The 17,974-nt window shown below is 63.2% G+C and carries 17 protein-coding genes; 9 read left to right on the top strand and 8 right to left on the bottom strand.

The genetic code is table 11. The features are described 5' to 3' along the window. Positions 1–349 precede the first annotated feature (349 nt). Positions 350–868, bottom strand: a complete 519-nt coding sequence (locus U0C82_RS14900; protein ID WP_322188034.1) for a hypothetical protein — start codon at positions 866–868, stop codon at positions 350–352. Between the two features lie 365 nt (positions 869–1,233). On the opposite strand from U0C82_RS14900, the gene U0C82_RS14895 reads away from it, so the two are divergent. Together U0C82_RS14895 and U0C82_RS14890 are read left to right on the top strand one after the other, a co-directional pair. Then, positions 1,234–1,611 carry a DUF2147 domain-containing protein gene (locus U0C82_RS14895; RefSeq protein ID WP_322188033.1) on the top strand — a complete coding sequence of 126 codons (378 nt, stop codon included), beginning with the start codon at positions 1,234–1,236 and terminating at the stop codon, positions 1,609–1,611. A gap of 134 nt (positions 1,612–1,745) precedes the next feature. Continuing rightward, a complete protein-coding gene (locus U0C82_RS14890) occupies positions 1,746–2,105 on the top strand; it encodes a DUF2147 domain-containing protein (RefSeq protein ID WP_322188032.1) in 360 nt (119 codons plus the stop codon). A gap of 104 nt (positions 2,106–2,209) precedes the next feature. Here the strand turns inward: U0C82_RS14890 and U0C82_RS14885 are convergent, their stop codons facing one another. After that, positions 2,210–2,623 (bottom strand): regulatory protein RecX, encoded by a 414-nt coding sequence (locus U0C82_RS14885; protein WP_322188030.1) that lies wholly within the window; start codon positions 2,621–2,623, stop codon positions 2,210–2,212. A gap of 361 nt (positions 2,624–2,984) precedes the next feature. On the opposite strand from U0C82_RS14885, the gene U0C82_RS14880 reads away from it, so the two are divergent. Both U0C82_RS14880 and U0C82_RS14875 read left to right on the top strand, forming a co-directional pair. Then, positions 2,985–3,635 (top strand): TRAP transporter small permease subunit, encoded by a 651-nt coding sequence (locus U0C82_RS14880; protein ID WP_322188029.1) that lies wholly within the window; start codon positions 2,985–2,987, stop codon positions 3,633–3,635. Continuing rightward, positions 3,632–5,614 carry a TRAP transporter large permease gene (locus U0C82_RS14875; protein ID WP_322188027.1) on the top strand — a complete coding sequence of 661 codons (1,983 nt, stop codon included), beginning with the start codon at positions 3,632–3,634 and terminating at the stop codon, positions 5,612–5,614. Before U0C82_RS14880 ends, U0C82_RS14875 begins: the two co-directional genes overlap by 4 nt. Positions 5,615–5,618: 4 nt before the next feature. Here U0C82_RS14875 and U0C82_RS14870 read toward each other — a convergent pair whose 3' ends face one another. Further along, positions 5,619–6,323 carry a chromosome partitioning protein ParA gene (locus U0C82_RS14870; RefSeq protein ID WP_322188025.1) on the bottom strand — a complete coding sequence of 235 codons (705 nt, stop codon included), beginning with the start codon at positions 6,321–6,323 and terminating at the stop codon, positions 5,619–5,621. Positions 6,324–6,581: 258 nt separating this feature from the next. On the opposite strand from U0C82_RS14870, the gene U0C82_RS14865 reads away from it, so the two are divergent. Beyond that, on the top strand, positions 6,582–7,520 hold the full coding sequence (locus tag U0C82_RS14865) for a ribokinase (protein ID WP_322188023.1): 939 nt from the start codon (positions 6,582–6,584) through the stop codon (positions 7,518–7,520). 281 nt (positions 7,521–7,801) lie between these two features. Here the strand turns inward: U0C82_RS14865 and U0C82_RS14860 are convergent, their stop codons facing one another. After that, positions 7,802–8,644 carry a hypothetical protein gene (locus U0C82_RS14860; RefSeq protein ID WP_322188021.1) on the bottom strand — a complete coding sequence of 281 codons (843 nt, stop codon included), beginning with the start codon at positions 8,642–8,644 and terminating at the stop codon, positions 7,802–7,804. Positions 8,645–8,895: 251 nt separating this feature from the next. Between U0C82_RS14860 and U0C82_RS14855 the strand changes: the two genes are divergently transcribed. Then, a complete protein-coding gene (locus U0C82_RS14855) occupies positions 8,896–10,797 on the top strand; it encodes a propionyl-CoA synthetase (protein ID WP_322188019.1) in 1,902 nt (633 codons plus the stop codon). Positions 10,798–10,848: 51 nt separating this feature from the next. Here the strand turns inward: U0C82_RS14855 and U0C82_RS14850 are convergent, their stop codons facing one another. After that, positions 10,849–11,445, bottom strand: coding sequence for a histidine phosphatase family protein (locus U0C82_RS14850; protein WP_322188018.1), 597 nt, complete (start codon positions 11,443–11,445; stop codon positions 10,849–10,851). Between the two features lie 206 nt (positions 11,446–11,651). On the opposite strand from U0C82_RS14850, the gene argB reads away from it, so the two are divergent. Together argB and U0C82_RS14840 are read left to right on the top strand one after the other, a co-directional pair. After that, entirely contained in the window at positions 11,652–12,554 is a 903-nt protein-coding gene (argB, locus tag U0C82_RS14845; protein WP_322188016.1) for an acetylglutamate kinase, read from the top strand. A 144-nt stretch (positions 12,555–12,698) separates the two neighbouring features. Next, a complete protein-coding gene (locus U0C82_RS14840) occupies positions 12,699–13,976 on the top strand; it encodes an OprO/OprP family phosphate-selective porin (RefSeq protein ID WP_322188014.1) in 1,278 nt (425 codons plus the stop codon). A gap of 76 nt (positions 13,977–14,052) precedes the next feature. On the opposite strand, the gene U0C82_RS14835 is transcribed toward U0C82_RS14840, so the two are convergent. Continuing rightward, on the bottom strand, positions 14,053–14,949 hold the full coding sequence (locus U0C82_RS14835) for a DMT family transporter (protein ID WP_322188012.1): 897 nt from the start codon (positions 14,947–14,949) through the stop codon (positions 14,053–14,055). Positions 14,950–15,020: 71 nt separating this feature from the next. Between U0C82_RS14835 and U0C82_RS14830 the strand changes: the two genes are divergently transcribed. Next, positions 15,021–15,740 carry a pyrimidine 5'-nucleotidase gene (locus U0C82_RS14830; protein WP_416186696.1) on the top strand — a complete coding sequence of 240 codons (720 nt, stop codon included), beginning with the start codon at positions 15,021–15,023 and terminating at the stop codon, positions 15,738–15,740. 91 nt (positions 15,741–15,831) lie between these two features. Here the strand turns inward: U0C82_RS14830 and U0C82_RS14825 are convergent, their stop codons facing one another. Both U0C82_RS14825 and U0C82_RS14820 read right to left on the bottom strand, forming a co-directional pair. Continuing rightward, positions 15,832–16,146, bottom strand: coding sequence for a hypothetical protein (locus U0C82_RS14825; protein WP_322188010.1), 315 nt, complete (start codon positions 16,144–16,146; stop codon positions 15,832–15,834). Between the two features lie 236 nt (positions 16,147–16,382). After that, entirely contained in the window at positions 16,383–17,906 is a 1,524-nt protein-coding gene (locus tag U0C82_RS14820; protein WP_322188008.1) for a serine protease, read from the bottom strand. Positions 17,907–17,974: the final 68 nt, after the last annotated feature.

Raw genomic sequence — 17,974 nt, 5'->3', positions numbered from 1 at the left:
GACCTTAGGAGCCATTCTCTGTTGGCAACTTATAATTTGATTTCCTCCTTGGCGCCGATCCAAACTAGCATCACCGCTCAAAACCGTTCCGAGACTGCCTGCGCATGCCCATAATACTGAGACGCATGGTTTTGTTGCATCTTGAGCGTCGTGCTCAAAACCGGTCGTTTATGTGCATAGCTCGCACGTTTTAGTGAAAACAGGCCATGCATGCAGAAGGAGCACCCATGGCCTGCCAGGACGTTGCACTCGAGCGTTACACATCTGACGTTGAGCGGTGCATTTAATTCATCACGTGTCATCTTGTAATTCCCCTATGGGGACGGACATTGGAGTACATGAGGCCATTTTACTTCATGTATACTAAATCGCCACGATGCCATATTCTACTTCCAGTTTGCTGCTCCCAGGCGATGAGAGATTCAGTGCCATCTATCTCTTCTTTCTGAGCCACAAGGTAGACCAAGACACCATTCGCATGGTCTTCATGGTGCAGAGTATTACAAGGACTTATGTGTTCAACATAAACATCAATCTCTTCTGATCGAATTACATCCGGATTCGATTCAATAAGCTTTATGAAGCCGACCTTATATAGACTTGATTCAATTTTTTTTATCGGTTTTATGCTCGTAAAAATACCGTGGTATAAATCTAACCCGGAAGATGATAAATCAACTGATGGAGGTCGATCAAATAATACTAAATCATAACCGCTGATGCACGCGAATGCGGGACAAATGCTTGAAACTACAATATAACTCGAAATACTGAAGCCAATAATATTGTTGGTTACTCGACTCGATAGTGAAACATTGCATATACGCTTTGGTCGCGCGGGCTGACAACCACAGGAAGTCAGTTTCATAATTAATCTTTGGGTGCAGGGCATGGGGCTTTTCCTGAAGGCCTCCGAGCGCGATGAGAATGCTAATAAAGGTGGAGCAGATTCGGCCCGAATAGTCCACCAGGGTTAGCGTATTGGAATTTTGAGTTGTCGATCCAAGAGCCGTTTGCGGCCTCCTTTGGAGTTAAGGCTTTGCGGCGATTGTTTTCCGTCTTTCAGCCGCCGGCCCGCGTCTCTGCCGAATAGAATGGGCGAGGTTGCAGATCATATGGGCCGGCAATCCGATCGAGGCGATCCGTCCCGCTTCATTGCCCTGTTATGCCCACGTTCATGTCCTAGCCGATAATCTCATCTCGAAGACGTCGAAGCGGTTTATCAACAACGCCATGTCACAGTTTGTCTCACCGTCTCGCCGCCGATCGGCCCGCATCGGCCTCGCGCTCGCGGCCTTGCTGTTTTCCGCCGGTGCGGGTCAGCCGCAGTCCGGGCTTGTCGGCACGTGGACGACATCCGATGGCGGGACCATCGCCATCGAAAGCTGCGGATCGGGCTATTGCGCCGTCGTCGCGAGCGGCCCTTACAAGGGCGCGGCCGTCGCCGAGGTATCCGGCACCGGTCCGACGTTCGACGGGCGCGTTCACGATCCCATAAACGGCAAGAGCTATCCAGGCTCGCTTACCTTGAACGGGCAGCAGATCGCCCTCAAGGGCTGCATCATGGAAGTGTTCTGCAAGACGGTCCAGAACTGGAACCGCGCCGGGTGAACGGCGGTTCGCCGCCAGGGTCTTTGGGCGCCTCGGGAAACGGCCTTCGCGGATCGGATCCTCCGCGGGCGCACTTCACTCGTGCGGCGCCTCGTCTATCTCCTTCACAAACAACAAGCAATCGGGAGTGAGCCATGAAGAAGCAGATGTCCGTCCTTGCAGCAGCAGGACTTTTCGCAATGTCCGGATGGGCGTCGAGCGCCGTGGCGGCCGAGCCCATCGTTGGCCAGTGGCGCGCGCCGGGCGGCGGTATCGTCGAGATCGCGCCCTGCGGCGGAGCCTACTGCGCGACGGTGATCAGGGGCGAGCACAAGGGAAAATCGGTCGGCCAGATGAGCGGCTCGGGCGCGAGCTATACGGGCACGGTCACCGATCCGCGCGACGAGAAAACCTATGCGGGCACAGTCGAGGTGGCGCCGGGTGGAGCGAGCCTGAAGCTCGAAGGTTGCGCGCTGAAGATCTTCTGCAAGACGCAGACCTGGACGCGTCTCTAGGACATCGGCCCGTGGATCGGAATCGATCCCCGGGCCGCCTGACGCCGGAAATCAAAGCGTGAGCCGGAACATCGTGCGTCTGCATGGACCGCCGGTGCTCCTGCTCAGTTCGGATCGGCCTTATCAAGGAGATCGGCCGGCACCTCGCCGTCGATCACCATCGTCGCGAGACCATAGGTGAAACCGGCCCGCATCATGGCGGCGATATCCTTGTCGCGACGCTCCGTGCGATCGCGAATCCGCCAGGGCCCGAGCCGGCGCCGCCTCGCATAATTGACGGCCGCATCCGCCTCCGGCGTGTCGTCCTCGGCGACGACCGCTTCGATCGTCTCACGATCAACACCCTTTTCCGACAGCTTCGCCGCCACCATGCGGGTCGAGAGACCCTTGCGGCGAAACGAGCGAAGCCGTGCTTCCGCGAAGCCCCGGTCGTCCAGAAAGCCGAGTTCGGCAAACCGCGACACCGTCTCGGCGATCAGAACGGAATGGTCCGCCTCCTCGTCTCCGCGCAGTATCATCCGGCGACGAACCTTGCGTTCAAGGACCCTCCTGAAGTTTTCCGACGAGGTCGCATAGCGTTCAAGATAATGCGCGCCGGCCCGCATGAGATAATCCGGGCTGACCGGGCCCGGCGGCTTTTTCGGTTTTTCGGCGATCGTCCCGATCCTCCAGATCATCCGTCGTTCGGCAGACCGCGTCCTGTCCCAGGGACGAAGAGCTTCCGCGCGGCAAGGGACCGATAAGCTTGCCCCGGCCTTGCGGAAAGCCCGTCAAATCCTTAACGAACGGACGGTTTTATTCGCAGGCCCGTCGCTTGAGACGGGTCTGGAGACTGAATCCTATTCGTTTCAGGCGCAAATTTCGAGGAAGACGGACAGGATGCAAGCGCTTTTGAGCTTCTCGCGGGGCATCGACCGGGTGACGACGTTCGTGGGTCGAAGCGTCTCTTGGCTGGTGCTGGTCGTCGTTCTCGTCAGCGCGGGCAATGCCGTGATCCGCAAGACCTTCAACATGTCGTCCAATGCCTGGCTCGAGGTCCAATGGTACCTGTTCGGCGCGATCTTCATGCTGGCCGCCGCCTGGACGCTGCTGCGCAACGAGCATATCCGGGTCGACATCGTCTCCAACTATCTGTCCAAGCGAACGCGCGACTGGATCGACTTTCTCGGCCATATCTTCTTTCTCCTGCCGTTCATGATCCTCATGGTCTGGCTGCTGGTTCCCTATGTCATCAGCTCCTACGAGCGCCAGGAATTCTCGTCGAATGCCGGTGGCCTGATCGTCTGGCCGGCGAAGGCGCTTCTCCTGACCGGTTTCATCTTGCTGCTGCTGCAGGGCTTGTCCGAGATGATCAAGCGCGGCGCGATCCTCTTTGCGGGCGAACCCGATACGACGCCGCTCGCCAAGCCGGCTCCGCTGGCCGGCGAAATGGCGACCCTTGCGCCCGATGCGCAGGTCCCGCCCGACGGGCCGGCCCCGGACGAAAGACCCGCTTCCAACCCCCTCAAGAACGGGACGCAGACGCCATGATCGAGTTCATCGCGCACAATCTGGCGCCGATCATGTTCGCGTCGCTGGTGATCTTTCTCCTGCTCGGCTATCCGGTGGCGTTTTCGCTCGCCGCCAACGGGCTGCTGTTCTTCTTCATCGGCGTCGAACTCGCGCCTCTCTCCTCCGAGATCAATCTCTTCTATCCGCTGCTCGGCGCCCTGCCCGACCGGTTCTTCGGCGGCGTCATGTCGAACGACACGCTGCTCGCCATTCCCTTCTTCACCTTCATGGGGCTCATCCTGGAACGCTCCGGCATGGCCGAGGACCTGCTTGAAACCGTCGGCCAGCTGTTCGGCCCGCTCCGGGGCGGTCTTGCCTATGCCGTCATCTTCGTCGGCGCCCTGCTTGCCGCCACCACCGGCGTCGTCGCCGCGTCCGTCATCGCCATGGGTCTGATTTCCCTGCCGATCATGTTGCGCTACGGCTATGATCGGCGCCTCGCCTCCGGCGTCATCGTCGCGTCCGGCACGCTGGCGCAGATCGTACCGCCCTCGCTGGTCCTCATCGTCCTCGCCGACCAGCTCGGCCGTTCGGTCGGCGACATGTATGCCGGAGCCCTCGTGCCGGCTCTGGTCCTGACGGGTCTCTACCTTCTCTATATCTTCGGCATGACGATGTTTCGGGCGAGTTCCGCGCCGGCCCTGCCGCCCGAAGCCCGCACACTTGGAAAAGGTGTCACCTCGCTGATCGTGGCGCTCGCGCTCGCCGGCCTGATCGGCTGGGCGGCGTCCGTCTATCTCGAGGAACGGGTGCCGCAAGGCGCCCTCATCTGGGGCGCCGTCGTCGGCGTCGTCGCCGTCTACGCCGCGGCCGCGCTGAACAAGGCCTTCACGCTGAAGCTCATGTCCAACCTCGCGCAGCAGGTGATCATCGTCCTGATTCCGCCGCTGGCGCTGATCTTCCTGGTGCTCGGCACGATCTTCCTCGGCATCGCGACGCCGACCGAAGGCGGCGCGATGGGCGCCGTCGGTGCCCTGGTCCTCGCCTTCTCCAAACGGCGCCTCAATCTCGACCTGTTGACCCAGGCGATGGAATCGACGGCGAAGCTTTCGGCCTTCGTGCTATTCATTCTCATCGGAGCGCGGGTCTTCTCGCTGACCTTCTACGGCGTCAACGGTCACATCTGGGTGGAAGAACTCCTGACGGCCGTACCGGGCGGCGAGACCGGGTTTCTGATCGTCGTCAACGTGCTGATCTTCCTCCTGGCGTTCTTCCTCGATTTCTTCGAACTCGCCTTCATCATCGTGCCGCTGCTGGCACCGGCCGCGGAAAATCTCGGCATCGATCTGATCTGGTTCGGCGTGCTGCTCGGCATCAACATGCAGACGAGCTTCATGCATCCACCCTTCGGATTTGCGCTGTTCTTCCTGCGTTCGGTCGCGGCCAAGGTGCCCTATCTCGACCGGGTGACCGGCAAGCGGATGGAGCCGGTCACCACCGGCCAGATCTATTGGGGGGCGGTCCCGTTCGTCTGCATCCAGCTTCTCATGGTCGGCCTGACCATCATGTTCCCGCAGATGGTCATGCGCTACAAGGACGAGGCGCCGAAGACGGACCCTTCCCAGATCGAGATCGACGTTCCCTCGTTCGGGGGCCAGGACGGTTTCGGCCTTCCGCCGCTGGGCCCGAACGGCGGTGCGGGCGAAAACAATCCGTTCGGCCTGCCGCCGCTGGGTATGCCGGGTTCGACGCCGGGCGGCGCGAACGCCCCCGCCGCCGATGGGGCGACGGAGCCGGGCTTCGGATTGCCACCGCTCGAACTCGGCGAGCCAAGCGACGAAAGCGTGCCGGGAACCGTTCCGGCTGAGGAGGACCAGGCGCCGACCTTCGGTCTGCCGCCACTCGATCTTGACGGGACGACCGATGGACGAGCCGGCGATGCGGATGCGGCGGCGCCGGGGGACGATCGGGGCGCGCCGCCAGCCGTCGACCTGTCGCAGCCGCCCTCCTTCGACTGATCCGTCAGGCGGCGATCCGGGCATCGAGGCGGGCCGGCGCGTCCCGGCGCGTTCCCGCGACCTGCAGCAGACCGACTTCATAAGCGAGCATCGCAGCCTCCGCGCGAGCGCGGTCGAGGCCGGGGGCCTCGTCGTCGTCGAGCGAAAACAGGCTGCCACCATTGAGGAACGGAGCCTCGTAGGCCGCCCGCAGCGAAAGACCCACCTGCAGGCGTTTCGTCGCACTCGACGCGATCAGGCTCTCGACGACACGCGCGATGCGGCTGTGGATCGGTGTGATGGCGCTGGCGACGAAGGCTCTTTCCCGCCCCGGTCGCCCGAGCCCGGGTGTCGCGTCGAAAAGCGCGTCGGTCGCGATCGCAGCGTCCGCCGACAGCGGCGAAAAGCGAACCGGAATAAGCGTCTTGTCGGCCATGCGCTCGGCCAGCCGCAGCAGCTCCGGGTTCGTCCCGCAATCGATGATCATCGCCTCGCCGCGCCGGCGGGCGCCGCGAACCATGGTTTCGATCTCGGACGGGTTCGTCTCGCGAACGACGCCAAGGCGCCGCGGAAGGCTGCGTTTGCCGGCCCAGATCGCGGCATCGGGATCATGCGCGCCGTCGATGATGGTCACGGGGATGTTGGCCGCCGCGGCAACGCCGGCAAGGGTCAGGCCGAGCGTGGTCGAGCCGGAGGATTTGAGCGAGCCAATCGCGATAACGGGGATCATCTGCCGGCCATTCCCTTTGAAATCCAAAGTGTTAGAGATCGATACGGGTCGATCGTCGAGGACAGGTTTCGTGGGATATGGTTAACGAATGGTTAACGAGACCATTCTTAGGAAGGCCTCGCGCCAGCCTGTCGTTCAAACGTCGGCCCTCTTGACGGTCCGATGAAAGGCTTGACCCGGGAGGCGTTTTTCACGATCGCTTCGGCTCATGACCGCACAGATCGCGAGTGTGGATCGGCATGGGAGAGGAAAGCGACAATGACAGGTGACGTTCTCGTCTTCGGCTCGCTCAACGTCGATCTCGTCTGCCGCGTGGAGCGGATCGCAAGCCCCGGTGAAACCGTACTCGGTCCGACCTATGAAAGACTGTTCGGCGGCAAGGGCGCCAACCAGGCGGTCGCGGCGGCGCGCGCGACCTCCTCGGAAGTCAGCGTGCGCATGGCCGGCGCGGTCGGCGCCGACGAACTCGGCGATGCGGTGCTTGCGAATCTCAAGACCCATCGGATCGATGTCACCGCCGTGACGAGAGCGTCCGAGGCGACGGGCGCCGCGTTCATTTCGATCGATGCCGAGGGCGAGAACGCCATCACCGTCGCGAGCGGCGCCAATCGCACGCTCTCGGCCGATCGTCTCGAGGGGATGCCGCACGGCGAGGGAACGGTTCTCCTGCTTCAGATGGAGACGCCGCATGCGGCGTCCATCGAAGCGGCGCGCTCCATCAAGGCCGGCGGCGGGACGGTCGTTCTCAATCTCGCACCCGTGCCGGCCCGTCCGGCACCCGCCTTCATTCGCGCGCTCTGCGACCCTGTCGACTGGCTGATCGTCAACGAGATCGAACTTTCGGCGGCCGGTCAGGCGATCGGCATCGCCGATGGTTCGCTCCGCGATCGAGCGTCGAGGCTTTCGGACGCACTCTCCCTCGGGGTCATCGCGACGCTCGGTGCGCGCGGCGTCGTCGTTGCGGAACCGGGCGCCGAGCCGTTCACCCAGGCCGCGCTCGACATATCGGTGGAAGATACAACGGGTGCCGGCGATACGTTTTGCGGGGTGTTCGCCGCAGGGCTCGCGGAGGGCCTGGACGTCCGGCTCGCGGTTCGCCGCGCCGCGATCGCGGCGTCTCTCGCCTGTCGGCGGCTCGGCGCGCAGACGGCCATGCCGACCCGCGGCGAGATCGAGACCTTCATCGACCTACAATGACGTCCCTCTCATTCGCGTGACGCCTTAGGAAATGTCGTTAATAGGTTGATCTCTATACAGGTTCGTCCGCCCGACGCGGCGGAATTTGGTTCGATCCTAGCCTTCGGCCCTGCCGGTCACGCTTGCGAAACAATCAAAGCGATCACGCCGATCGACCTGACTGGAGCGATGGCGATCGTCCTCCTTTCCAGCTTGTCGTCGCTTGAAGGAGACTGGACGCCGCGCCTGGAGCATCCCGCGTCTGACTGGCCGCGCGATGCTCCATCCAACTTATGGACGCACTAGAACCGGTACCACAACGCGGCGAAGGCGCCGCGTTCCGCAAGCACGTTTTGCCCGGCGACTGTCGCGAAGCCGCCGGTCTGCAGCGACCATGCTTCCGAGAGATCGTAGACCACCGAAGCCTGCGCCTTCTGCCGCACGGAGATTGCGGCAATGTCGCCGTCGGCGACGGTCGTGAAACTCTGGAAGAGCAAGGTGACTGGGTCGAACGCCCTGACGCCGAGCGTCGCATCGAGAAGCACCTCGTCCGGCCCCTCGCCCGTCCGGTAACGATAGCCCGCCGAAACATCGGCGAAGGATGCTCGGCCGAACAGCTCGAAATTCGCGCCGCCGGACCAGCGGGCTTCGAGCAATGGTGAATCCCACCCGAACGTGTCGACCAGGCGATCGGCTTCGCCATAGGCGTCTTCCGTGCGTCCCCCGATCTCGACGCTCATCGCATATCGATCGGACCGGTAGACCTGCGCGCGCACCGAGAGGGCCGCGTTGGAAAGGCCGGGACGCCGAAACGGCAGGCGCTCGCTCGTGTCGGAGCCGAATTCCGCAGTGCCGGACACGGTCAACCAGGAAAGGACGCCGTAATCAATGAGGAGGGAGACCGCGCCCTTCTGGAAATCCACCGCCCCGGTCTGCGAACCGTCGTCGGAGAACGCTTTGTCGGCGCGCGCGTAGATCCCCGTGACGATCGCCTGTCCCGCGCCTTGCTCCTGAACCCAGGCCGCTGAATGGGAAACCTCGGCATAAAGCGCTGCGCACATGGCCGCGAGAGAGGCGACGGCGAACGAACGGCGCCCGCCGCTTGCGCCGCTCCTGCGACGGGTTTGCCAAAGCCTCGCTTGCACCGAACCGAACTCCTCGCCTGAAACGCTGCAACCCGCCGACCATGCGTCAGCATGGATATGCTACCGAAGATTTATAAACGCTTCCTCTACGGACAGCGTCTCGCCGCTCGCCCGGAGCGCGCTGAACGGGGCGAGAGATCGGCCGACATTCCCGGTTTGCGTGGGCCCCGTTACCGCCTAGATTGACCGGACGCGAGTGGCCGGCGCGCAATGTGCGGGCTCGGCCCCGCAAAGGTTTGGGAGGACCGGGGATGGCACGCAATTTTCGAGAGCTCTATCAGGCATCGAAAGACGACCGGGAGAGCTTCTGGCTGAAACAGGCCGAAGCGATCGACTGGTTCGAAGCACCAACGCGTGCCTTCGACGAGACCCAGGGCGTCTATGGCCGCTGGTTTCCCGACGCCGTCTGCAACACCTGCCACAATGCCGTCGATCGGCATGTCCTGGCGGGCCACGGGGACCGGCTGGCGATCATCTACGATTCTCCGCTGACCGGGTCGAAGCAGGCGATCACCTATGGCGAACTCCTCACCGACGTGAAGGCGCTGGCCGCGGCCATGCTGGACCTCGGCATCGTGCGCGGTGACCGGGTGGTCATCTACATGCCGATGGTGCCCGAGACGGCGGTCGCGATGCTGGCCTGCGCACGCATCGGCGCCATCCATTCGGTGGTGTTCGGCGGTTTTGCCGCGCATGAACTCGCCAAGCGCATCGACGACGCCGAACCCAAGCTGATCCTGTCCGCCTCCTGCGGGGTCGAGCCGAACCGCACGGTCGAATACAAGCCGCTGCTGGACAAGGCGTTCGACATCGCGGTCCGCAAGCCCGCCCATGCGATCGTCCTGCAGCGTCCCGAGCGTCCCTGCGATCTCGTCGAGGGGCGGGACCACGACTGGGCCGATCTGCGAGAGCGTTACCGCCAAGAGATCGCCGATGGACGCGCGGTGCCGTGCGCGCGCGTGAAGGCGACCGATCCCCTCTACATCCTCTACACCTCCGGCACGACGGGAAAACCCAAGGGCGTCATCCGCGACAATGGGGGGCATCTCGTCGCGATGCACTGGTCGATGGGCAATGTCTACGGCATCGAGCCGGGCGACGTGTCGTTCACCGCGTCCGATGTCGGCTGGGTCGTCGGCCATTCCTACATCGTCTACGCGCCGCTGATCAAAGGCGCGACGACCATCCTGTTCGAGGGAAAGCCCGTCGGCACGCCGGATGCCGGTACGTTCTGGCGGATCATATCCGAACATGGCGCCAAGCTTCTGTTCACCGCACCGACGGCCATCCGCGCCGTGCGCAAGGAAGATCCGGACGGCAAGCTGTTCCAGCGTTACGACATGGCGAATTTCGAGGCGCTCTATCTCGCGGGCGAACGGGCGGACCCTGAAACGGTCAAATGGGCCGAACGGGTCCTTCGCAGGCCGGTCATCGACCATTGGTGGCAGACCGAGACCGGGTGGGCCATCGCCGGCAATCCGCGCGGGATCGAACTCCTTCCGGTCAAGCACGGCTCCCCCTCCGTTGCCATGCCGGGTTACGATCTCGCCATTCTCGACACCGACGGAACGGAACTGCCCGCCGGCGAGATGGGCGCGATCGCGATCAGACTGCCGCTCGCCCCCGGCAATCTGCCGACGCTCTGGGGCGCTGACGACCGGTTCCGCGACGGCTATCTGACCGCTTATCCCGGCTATTACGCCACTTCGGATGCCGGCTACCTCGACGAAGAGGGCTATCTTTTCGTGATGGGACGGACGGACGATGTGATCAACGTGGCCGGCCACCGCCTGTCCACGGGCGAAATGGAGGAAATCGTCGCGCGCCACCCCGCCGTCGTCGAATGTGCCGTGATCGGTATGGAGGACGCGATGAAAGGCGAGCTGCCTTGCGGCTTCGTCGTTCTGAAGGACACCGACCAGCACACGTTGGACACTCTGGAAGCGGACATCGTCCGGATGGTGCGCGACCAGATCGGTCCGGTGGCGGCCTTCAAGCGCGTCATCGTCGTCGACAAGCTGCCCAAGACACGCTCCGGCAAGGTTCTGCGCCGGACGATGAAATCCATCGTGGACGACAAGTCCTTCGAAACCCCTGCAACGATCGAGGACGCGTCCGCGATCGAGGCGATCGAGAAGGCCGTCAGGCGATAGAGCGCACGGTTCTGCGGTGCCGAACGACGGCGGCTGCCCAATGGGCGTCAGTCATTCGCCAATCGAGCCATGGGTTTCGATCCCGCCATCCTCGCCGATCGCGACGAGCACGATTTCGCCCGAGGACGGGTAGACGCCGGTCAGGCCGGTCACGTTGACCTGATGGGTGACGAACAACGCTTTCCTGCCCTGCGCGGTCAGTTCGCGCAGCCGCGCGACGGCCGCCTGTCGCTGCGCATCGGCCTTGTCCCGGTTCCGAAAGAACGAGTTGAGAAACGGCGCGTCCTCGACCGGGCCGACATCCATCAGCTCGGCCGTCTCGCGGCAGCGGCACCATTGGCTTGTCAGCACGACATCGATCCGGACGCCGGCTTTCCTCAGCCTCTCGCCGATCGCCCGTGCCTGTTCACGGCCTTCGTCGGACAGGACCCGCTGGGTCGCGCAGTCGCCGATCCGGAAACTTGCGGGATCGCCGGTTCCCGGCGCGATCGCGTGGCGCATGACCAGATGGACGCCCTCCCGCTGCGCGTCCGCAAGCGGTTCGGCCTCAGCCGCCGCGCCCGGCGCACAGAGAAGCGCCAGGGCAACGAACGAGGCGGTGGCCAGCCGTTTGAACGCCGATCGCCCGTTCCATCCATTGTCGCGCATGCCGCCCTCGCCGGTTCCCTCACTCGTGCGGACTATGCCGCCGAACGGCCGGGGGCGCCACCGCGAAGTCGCACAATGGAAGCCGACGGCCCGGCCGTGACTTCTGTTGTCCATCATTACGCTCTAGAAGTGCGGCGGGAACCCGGCGGCCGCGCGGTGCGGCAGGCCAGATCGGGTTAAATCGACGCACGATCAGCGAGACCATGATGACCGACGACAACGCCACGCGCGACACGGCCGAAATCCAGGCGCAGCTCCTTTCGGCAGCCCTGCCCTATATGCAGGCCTACGAGAACAAGAACGTCATCGTGAAATATGGCGGGCATGCCATGGGCGACACGCATCTCGGACAGGCCTTCGCCCGCGATATCGCGCTTCTCAAGCAGTCCGGCGTCAATCCGGTGGTCGTGCATGGCGGCGGTCCGCAGATCGGACGAATGCTCACCCAGATGGGCATCGAATCCAGGTTCGAGGGCGGTTTGCGCGTGACGGATGCCGAAACCGTCCGGATCGTCGAGATGGTGCTGGCAGGCTCGATCAACAAGGAAATCGTCGCCATGATCAATGCCGAGGGCGAGTGGGCCATCGGTCTTTGCGGCAAGGATGGCAACCTGGTCTTCGCCGAGAAGGCCACCAAGACGGTGATCGATCCGGATTCCAACATCGAGCGGGTTCTGGATCTCGGATTCGTCGGCGAACCGGTCGAGGTGGACCGGACATTGCTGGACCTTCTTGCACGGTCCGAGATGATCCCGGTCATCGCGCCCGTCGCACCGGGTCGCGACGGCGCGACCTACAACATCAACGCCGATACGTTCGCCGGCGCGATCGCGGGCGCGCTCAAGGCGGCCCGCCTCCTGTTCCTCACCGACGTGCCGGGCGTGCTCGACGATTCGAAGACGCTGATCAAGGAATTGTCCGTCAGCGAAGCGAAGGCTTTGATCCGCAGGGGCACGATTTCCGGCGGCATGATTCCGAAAGTCGAAACCTGCATCGACGCCCTGGAAAAAGGCGTCGAGGGCGTCGTGATCCTCAATGGAAAGACGCGCCATGCCGTTCTTCTGGAATTGTTGACCGAGCATGGTGCCGGCACGCTTATCGTCCCGTAACGAAAGCGCTTTTTCCATACACGCGCAAATCGCGCGCCGTTGCCGGCCTGCTACAGCCGCGGCCGGCCCCACGCCTTTAGATGACGCTCGACGAGGACACTGTCGGTTGCGATCCTGCACCCGGCTTCGGCAGGGGACGGCTGGATGCACATCGAAAACAAGGCTCGTATCGCGATTTTGCGCAGCGCGGCGGCGGCCAGGCTGGTCGCCGCCGCGCTCGCTGGCACGGCATGGCTGCCGTCGCTCGCGGCGGCCCAGTCCGCGACGAACGATGCCGGGCTGTTTTCCGAAAACGAGCGCTTCCTCCGGTTCGGATCGTCCGACCGCAACATCACGCTGGCACCCTTCATTCAGCTCGACGGCGGCTACACCGATTTCACCCCCGGCAAGGATTTCTGGGATACGTCCGACAATCTCCTGCGCCTCTATGTCTACGGCACCTACGATCAGTTCGGCGGCACCTTCGCCTATGATTTCCAGAACCGGACCTTTCCGGTTCGCTACGCATTCGTCAACTATTCCCCCACGGACCGCCTGACGTTCCAGGTCGGGCAGCAGGACGAACCGTTCTCGCTCCAGGATTATTCCGGCAGCCGGTTCCTGCCGTTCGCAACGTCAGGACAGAGCGCGGCCCTCATTCCCGGCGACAATGTCGGCGGCGTGGTGAAATATGGCGGCGACGCTTACTCGCTCGCCGGCGGCATTTTCGGCGGGGACGTCAACACCGGCGTCGATTCCGAAGGACTGGCCTTCACCGGTCGTGCCACCTGGGCCCCGGTCTACGCGCAAAGCGAGATCACGCGCGGCGGAGACGCGTCCGGCGATGGCGTCGGCACCCAGCGCGTCGACAGGCTCCTCCATCTGGGAGCGGCGATCTCGACACGGTTCGACATCGATCATTCCTTCGGGTTCTCCGGCGGAACGAACTCCACCTTGACATCGCGTTCGATCGCGGCCGGACCGAGCTTCGACGATGCCGACCAGTTGCTGCGCGGCAATCTCGAAGCCTCCATTGTGCTGGGCTCCCTGTCGATCCAGGGCGAGTTGACCGGTGCCCGGGTCGAAGGATCGTTCGACAGCGGAACCGCCCATGGCGGCTACCTCTATTCGACGTACTTCCTGACCGGTGAAACCCGCGGCTACAGCCGTTCCTCGGGCACGTTCGGCCGTGTCGTTCCGAAGAACCCGATCGACGAAGGTGGTTTCGGCGCGTTCGAGATCGGCGCACGGATCGATTATCTGGATCTCACGGATCTCTGTCCAGATGGCGGCGCCCAATTCGGCGCCTCGGCGGTCGCGAACCTCTACCTCACCAAGCGGGTGACGCTGACCAGCGATTATTCCTACACGGTCGGCACCGCCGGGCCGAACGACGGGTTGACCGTGCATGCGCTGACCGGCCGGATCCAGTTCGCGTACTGAGCGCCGGACGCGATCTCAAACACCGAGGCGGGACACGCATGCCCCCGCGCGTTGCGACCCAGCAGGCCATCCGCCATCACGAGCCGGACCGGATCAGGATCAGGACCGCGAGGATCACCAAAGCGCAGCCGAGGAGCTCCTTGCGGGAGATCGATTCCCGAAACCACCAGATCGAGGCCAGATAGGCGAAGACGAGCTCGATCTGTCCGACGGTCTTGACGAGGGCGACGGGTTGCAGAGCCATGGCGGTGAACCAGCCGATGGACGCGGCAGCCCCGCAGAACCCGGTGGCCAACGCGACTTTCCAGACCCGGAGGATCGCACGGAAGGTCGCGACTTCGACCAGAACGATGAAGACGACCATCAGGACGGTCTGCAGTGCGATGACGCAGACGAGCGTCAGGGCCGCCTGTGCGACCGGATCGGCCGTGCCGAGCGAAAGCGCCGCGCCGCGGACCGCGATCCCCGAGATGGCGAACCCGACGCCGGACGACAGGCCGATCGCAGCGGATGGCAGGGAGGACGACCGCACCATTTGCCGCAGCGTTCCACGATCACCGATCGACATTGCGGCAACGCCGAGAAGACCCACGCCGATCGCGACGAGACCGGGCAACGCCAGCGTGTCGCCGAGGATCAGAAATCCGAACAGCGCCGCAACGATCGGTTCGGTCTTGGAATAGACGGTCGCCGCCATGAAGTTGCGATAGGAAAAGGCGAGAACGAGCAGAGCCGTTCCCGCGATCTGCGACAAGGATGCCAGAAGCACGTACCAGAGAAAGGTTTCGTCGGGTGCCGGGATCGCGTAATCGACAGAGTGGAGAAGAAGAAGGTACAGACCGGCAAAGGGCAAGCCGAAGCCGAAGCGAACGAATGTCGCTCCGGTGGTGGAAAGATCGGAAGTCAGTCGCTTTTGCAGGGCGGATCGAAAATTCTGCATGAACGCTGCGGCGACCGTGATTTCAATCCACATTCTCCGTGAACCTTTCCATCGTAGCATTCAGGTTCGACGCTGCGAAATCGATGAAGCGAATTGGCCGACCCATGAGCATGACCGCCGATACCCTGCCGACAGACGCCGCAAAACCAGAAGACTTCTCGCATGTCCGCGACTGGATCTTCGATCTCGACAACACGCTTTATCCACGGCACACTGATCTGTTTTCGCAGATCGATCAGCGGATGACGACCTTCGTCGCCGATCTCCTGTCGCTGCCAAGGGACGAGGCACGCCTGGTCCAGAAGGATCTCTACCGGCGGCACGGCACGACCCTCAAGGGCCTGATGGAAGAGCGTGACATCGATCCCGACGCGTTTTTGAACTTCGTTCACGACATCGACTATTCCTGGCTCGAGCCGAACCCGGACCTCGGACTTGCGATCAAGGCCCTGCCCGGTCGCAAATTCATCTTCACGAACGGGGATCGCGGCCACGCGGAACGGGCGGCACGCCAGATGGGCCTTTCCGACCATTTCGAGGATATCTTCGACATCGTCGCATCCGATCTGGTGCCGAAACCGGCGGCCGCGACCTACGACAAATTCGTCGGCCTACACGGCATCGATCCCACGAAGGCCGTGATGTTCGAGGATCTGTCGAAGAACCTGACGGTTCCCAAAGCGCTCGGCATGAAGACCGTGCTGATCGTCCCGCGCAATTTCGAGACGACGTTCGGCGAATATTGGGAGCATGAGGGACGCGACGCCAGCCACATCGATTACGTGTCCGACGACCTGACGCGCTTTCTCCAGTCGATCCTGTAAAGGGATACGACCTGCGTTACGCTGGCCGACACGAAAACGCCGCCCCGGCAAGGCGAGGCGGCGTGAAGCAGGCCGATGCGGCGCGTCTCGGTCAGTCGCCCAGACGCGAACGGCCTTTGCTTGCGAGGCCGGCCTCGCCTTTTCGGGCAGTCTCTTCGGCCGTCCGGTTTTCGGACCCGGGCGCGGCGGGCGTGGCGCCGGCCTTGTTCTCCTCGAAGATCGCGTCCATCTGCTCGGTTTCGTAATTCGCTCGACCGGTTTTCGACAGCTCCCGATCGCGGCCGCTCTCTGCGTCGGCATCCTTGCGCGGCGTCTTGTTCCGCGTTTCGTCCTCGGCAATGTCGGCGCGCGTGTCCTTGTCCTGCTGCGAGCGCATCATCTTCGGTTCGGTGCTGAGATCGGCCATGGGTCCCTCGATGTTTTGGATCTTCTCGATAGGAGGAACCGGCGAGAGGGGTGGTTGTTCCGCACGTTCCACCGGCGTCTGGCGGAACGCCCCATTAGGGGCGGGTCGACACGGCCGCATGCGCAAGGACCCGCTCGTTGGCCGGCGCCCATCCCAGATTTCTCATCGGTGGCGGAAACGATCTCGCAGTCTGATGACGGACCGCCCGTCGGTACCGGCGAAAGGCGAGAGGATGCCTACTCGTCGAGACACAGGACGGGCACGATCGACGATTTTACGCTTTCGACCGCATCGGGGACGCTCTGCAGCCCGCCGTTTGCATCGGCGGTAACATATTCGATGTCGCTCGCGTCGAGGAAGGTGGAAACCGCGTTCGGCTGGATCGCGAAATTGATCGACTGGGGAATATCACCTGTCGCGTCGGCGATCGCCACCGCGTTGAGTTTGGCGGTCACGACACCGACGACCCGGCCCGACAGATCGACGAGCGGCCCACCCGAATTGCCCGGCTGGACCGGTGCGGAAATCTGCATGTAGCGGGGATCGTTCATCAGGCCGAGCAGCGACGACACGTTGCCGCGCGTGACGTTCAGCGAATCGGCCAGGATCGAACGCAGCGGGAACCCCAGCGCGAGAATGTCCTCGCCGAGACGCGGCTTGCCGGTCGAGATCTTCAACGGCTCCTCGAAACGTCCCTCGACTTTCACCAGAGCCAGATCGTTGTCGGCATCGACAATACGATCGACCGCCCGTCCATAGCCGCTGACGAAGACCGCATTGCAGGCGTTGACGACATGGGCGTTCGTCAGGACCCAACCATCCTTCGAAACGGCAAAGCCCGAGCCCGCCATGTCGAACGCCACGTCCGACGGATCGAGTTCCATCGCGTCGACGTCGGACGGTTCGGGCGGCATTGCGAACATGTTGGGCTGCGAGGGATCGGCATGGGCCAGTGCGAAGCGACCGTCGCGCTCGTGTGACCCCGCGCGCTGGTTCCGCATCATGGTCGTGAACGGCCGGTCGTCGCGGCTGACGAGCAGCGGCTGGCTCGGATCGGAGGCAAAGGGCTCGAAAAGCTCGGACGCGACGGACAGGAACGGTTCGACCTCGTCCTCGATCGCCGGATCGTAGGAAACCGAAAATCCTCGCAGGTCGGTCGCGTCGGTCTTGCCGACCTCGAACCGCATCAGATATTCGCGGCCCGCATCCTTGCCGAAGACCTTGAACCATTCTCCACCGAACTCAGAGCCCGTGACCGAACGCGTGTCCGTCTCGGTCAGCAGTACGTCGTAGAGGCCCTTGAGGGTCTGTCCCGATCCGGCGACGCGCACGGTCTCGACTTCGAGGCGGCCATCTTCCGACCGCCAGAGATTCCCGACATCCGTGCGCCCGCTGTCGACAACGCGGTTGAACGGAATCAGCATGCGCGACCCGCTCTTCTCATCCTCCGCGAACGCGACACCGAGGCCGTTCTGGATGGAATCGGAGAGGCCGACGAGACGTGTCAACATTTCGTCGGTGATCACGCCGTTCGGATCCATACCGTGGCGTGCCTGGAAGTCGCGGATGGCCCGCAGGGTACGCGGGCCGACGATGCCGTCGAACGGGCCGACATAGTCTCCCGCCCATGCCAGACGGATCTGCAGGCCCTGACGGAAGTCGATTTCGGTCTGGGAATTGTAGGCTTCGGCAAGACCCATGGCCTGCGCATTGACAGCGCTCAGCGAGACCGGCATCACGGCCAGACTCACCACCGTCATCAATGTCCGTGCCGCGCGCCTCATCTCGTCCCCCTGACGATCGAACTAACCTGTCCAGACAACGTGGC

Origin of the sequence: Fulvimarina uroteuthidis (assembly GCF_034321785.1) — a bacterium.
Taxonomy (GTDB): Bacteria; Pseudomonadota; Alphaproteobacteria; order Rhizobiales; family Rhizobiaceae; genus Fulvimarina; species Fulvimarina uroteuthidis.
The sequence above is the reverse complement of the archived record's forward strand: the minus strand, read 5'-3'. Positions and strand labels throughout refer to the sequence as shown.

Excerpts from the sequence above, each read along its gene's own strand:
- argB (WP_322188016.1), top strand. The coding sequence starts at position 11,652 with ATGACCGACGACAACGCCACGCGCGACACGGCCGAAATCCAGGCGCAG.
- U0C82_RS14830 (WP_416186696.1), top strand. The coding sequence starts at position 15,021 with ATGAGCATGACCGCCGATACCCTGCCGACAGACGCCGCAAAACCAGAA.
- U0C82_RS14875 (WP_322188027.1), top strand. The coding sequence starts at position 3,632 with ATGATCGAGTTCATCGCGCACAATCTGGCGCCGATCATGTTCGCGTCG.
- U0C82_RS14840 (WP_322188014.1), top strand. The coding sequence starts at position 12,699 with ATGCACATCGAAAACAAGGCTCGTATCGCGATTTTGCGCAGCGCGGCG.
- U0C82_RS14890 (WP_322188032.1), top strand. The coding sequence starts at position 1,746 with ATGAAGAAGCAGATGTCCGTCCTTGCAGCAGCAGGACTTTTCGCAATG.
- U0C82_RS14825 (WP_322188010.1), bottom strand. The coding sequence starts at position 16,146 with ATGGCCGATCTCAGCACCGAACCGAAGATGATGCGCTCGCAGCAGGAC.
- U0C82_RS14865 (WP_322188023.1), top strand. The coding sequence starts at position 6,582 with ATGACAGGTGACGTTCTCGTCTTCGGCTCGCTCAACGTCGATCTCGTC.
- U0C82_RS14835 (WP_322188012.1), bottom strand. The coding sequence starts at position 14,949 with ATGTGGATTGAAATCACGGTCGCCGCAGCGTTCATGCAGAATTTTCGA.
- U0C82_RS14880 (WP_322188029.1), top strand. The coding sequence starts at position 2,985 with ATGCAAGCGCTTTTGAGCTTCTCGCGGGGCATCGACCGGGTGACGACG.
- U0C82_RS14820 (WP_322188008.1), bottom strand. The coding sequence starts at position 17,906 with ATGACGGTGGTGAGTCTGGCCGTGATGCCGGTCTCGCTGAGCGCTGTC.
- U0C82_RS14885 (WP_322188030.1), bottom strand. The coding sequence starts at position 2,623 with ATGATACTGCGCGGAGACGAGGAGGCGGACCATTCCGTTCTGATCGCC.
- U0C82_RS14855 (WP_322188019.1), top strand. The coding sequence starts at position 8,896 with ATGGCACGCAATTTTCGAGAGCTCTATCAGGCATCGAAAGACGACCGG.
- U0C82_RS14870 (WP_322188025.1), bottom strand. The coding sequence starts at position 6,323 with ATGATCCCCGTTATCGCGATTGGCTCGCTCAAATCCTCCGGCTCGACC.
- U0C82_RS14900 (WP_322188034.1), bottom strand. The coding sequence starts at position 868 with ATGAAACTGACTTCCTGTGGTTGTCAGCCCGCGCGACCAAAGCGTATA.
- U0C82_RS14850 (WP_322188018.1), bottom strand. The coding sequence starts at position 11,445 with ATGCGCGACAATGGATGGAACGGGCGATCGGCGTTCAAACGGCTGGCC.
- U0C82_RS14895 (WP_322188033.1), top strand. The coding sequence starts at position 1,234 with ATGTCACAGTTTGTCTCACCGTCTCGCCGCCGATCGGCCCGCATCGGC.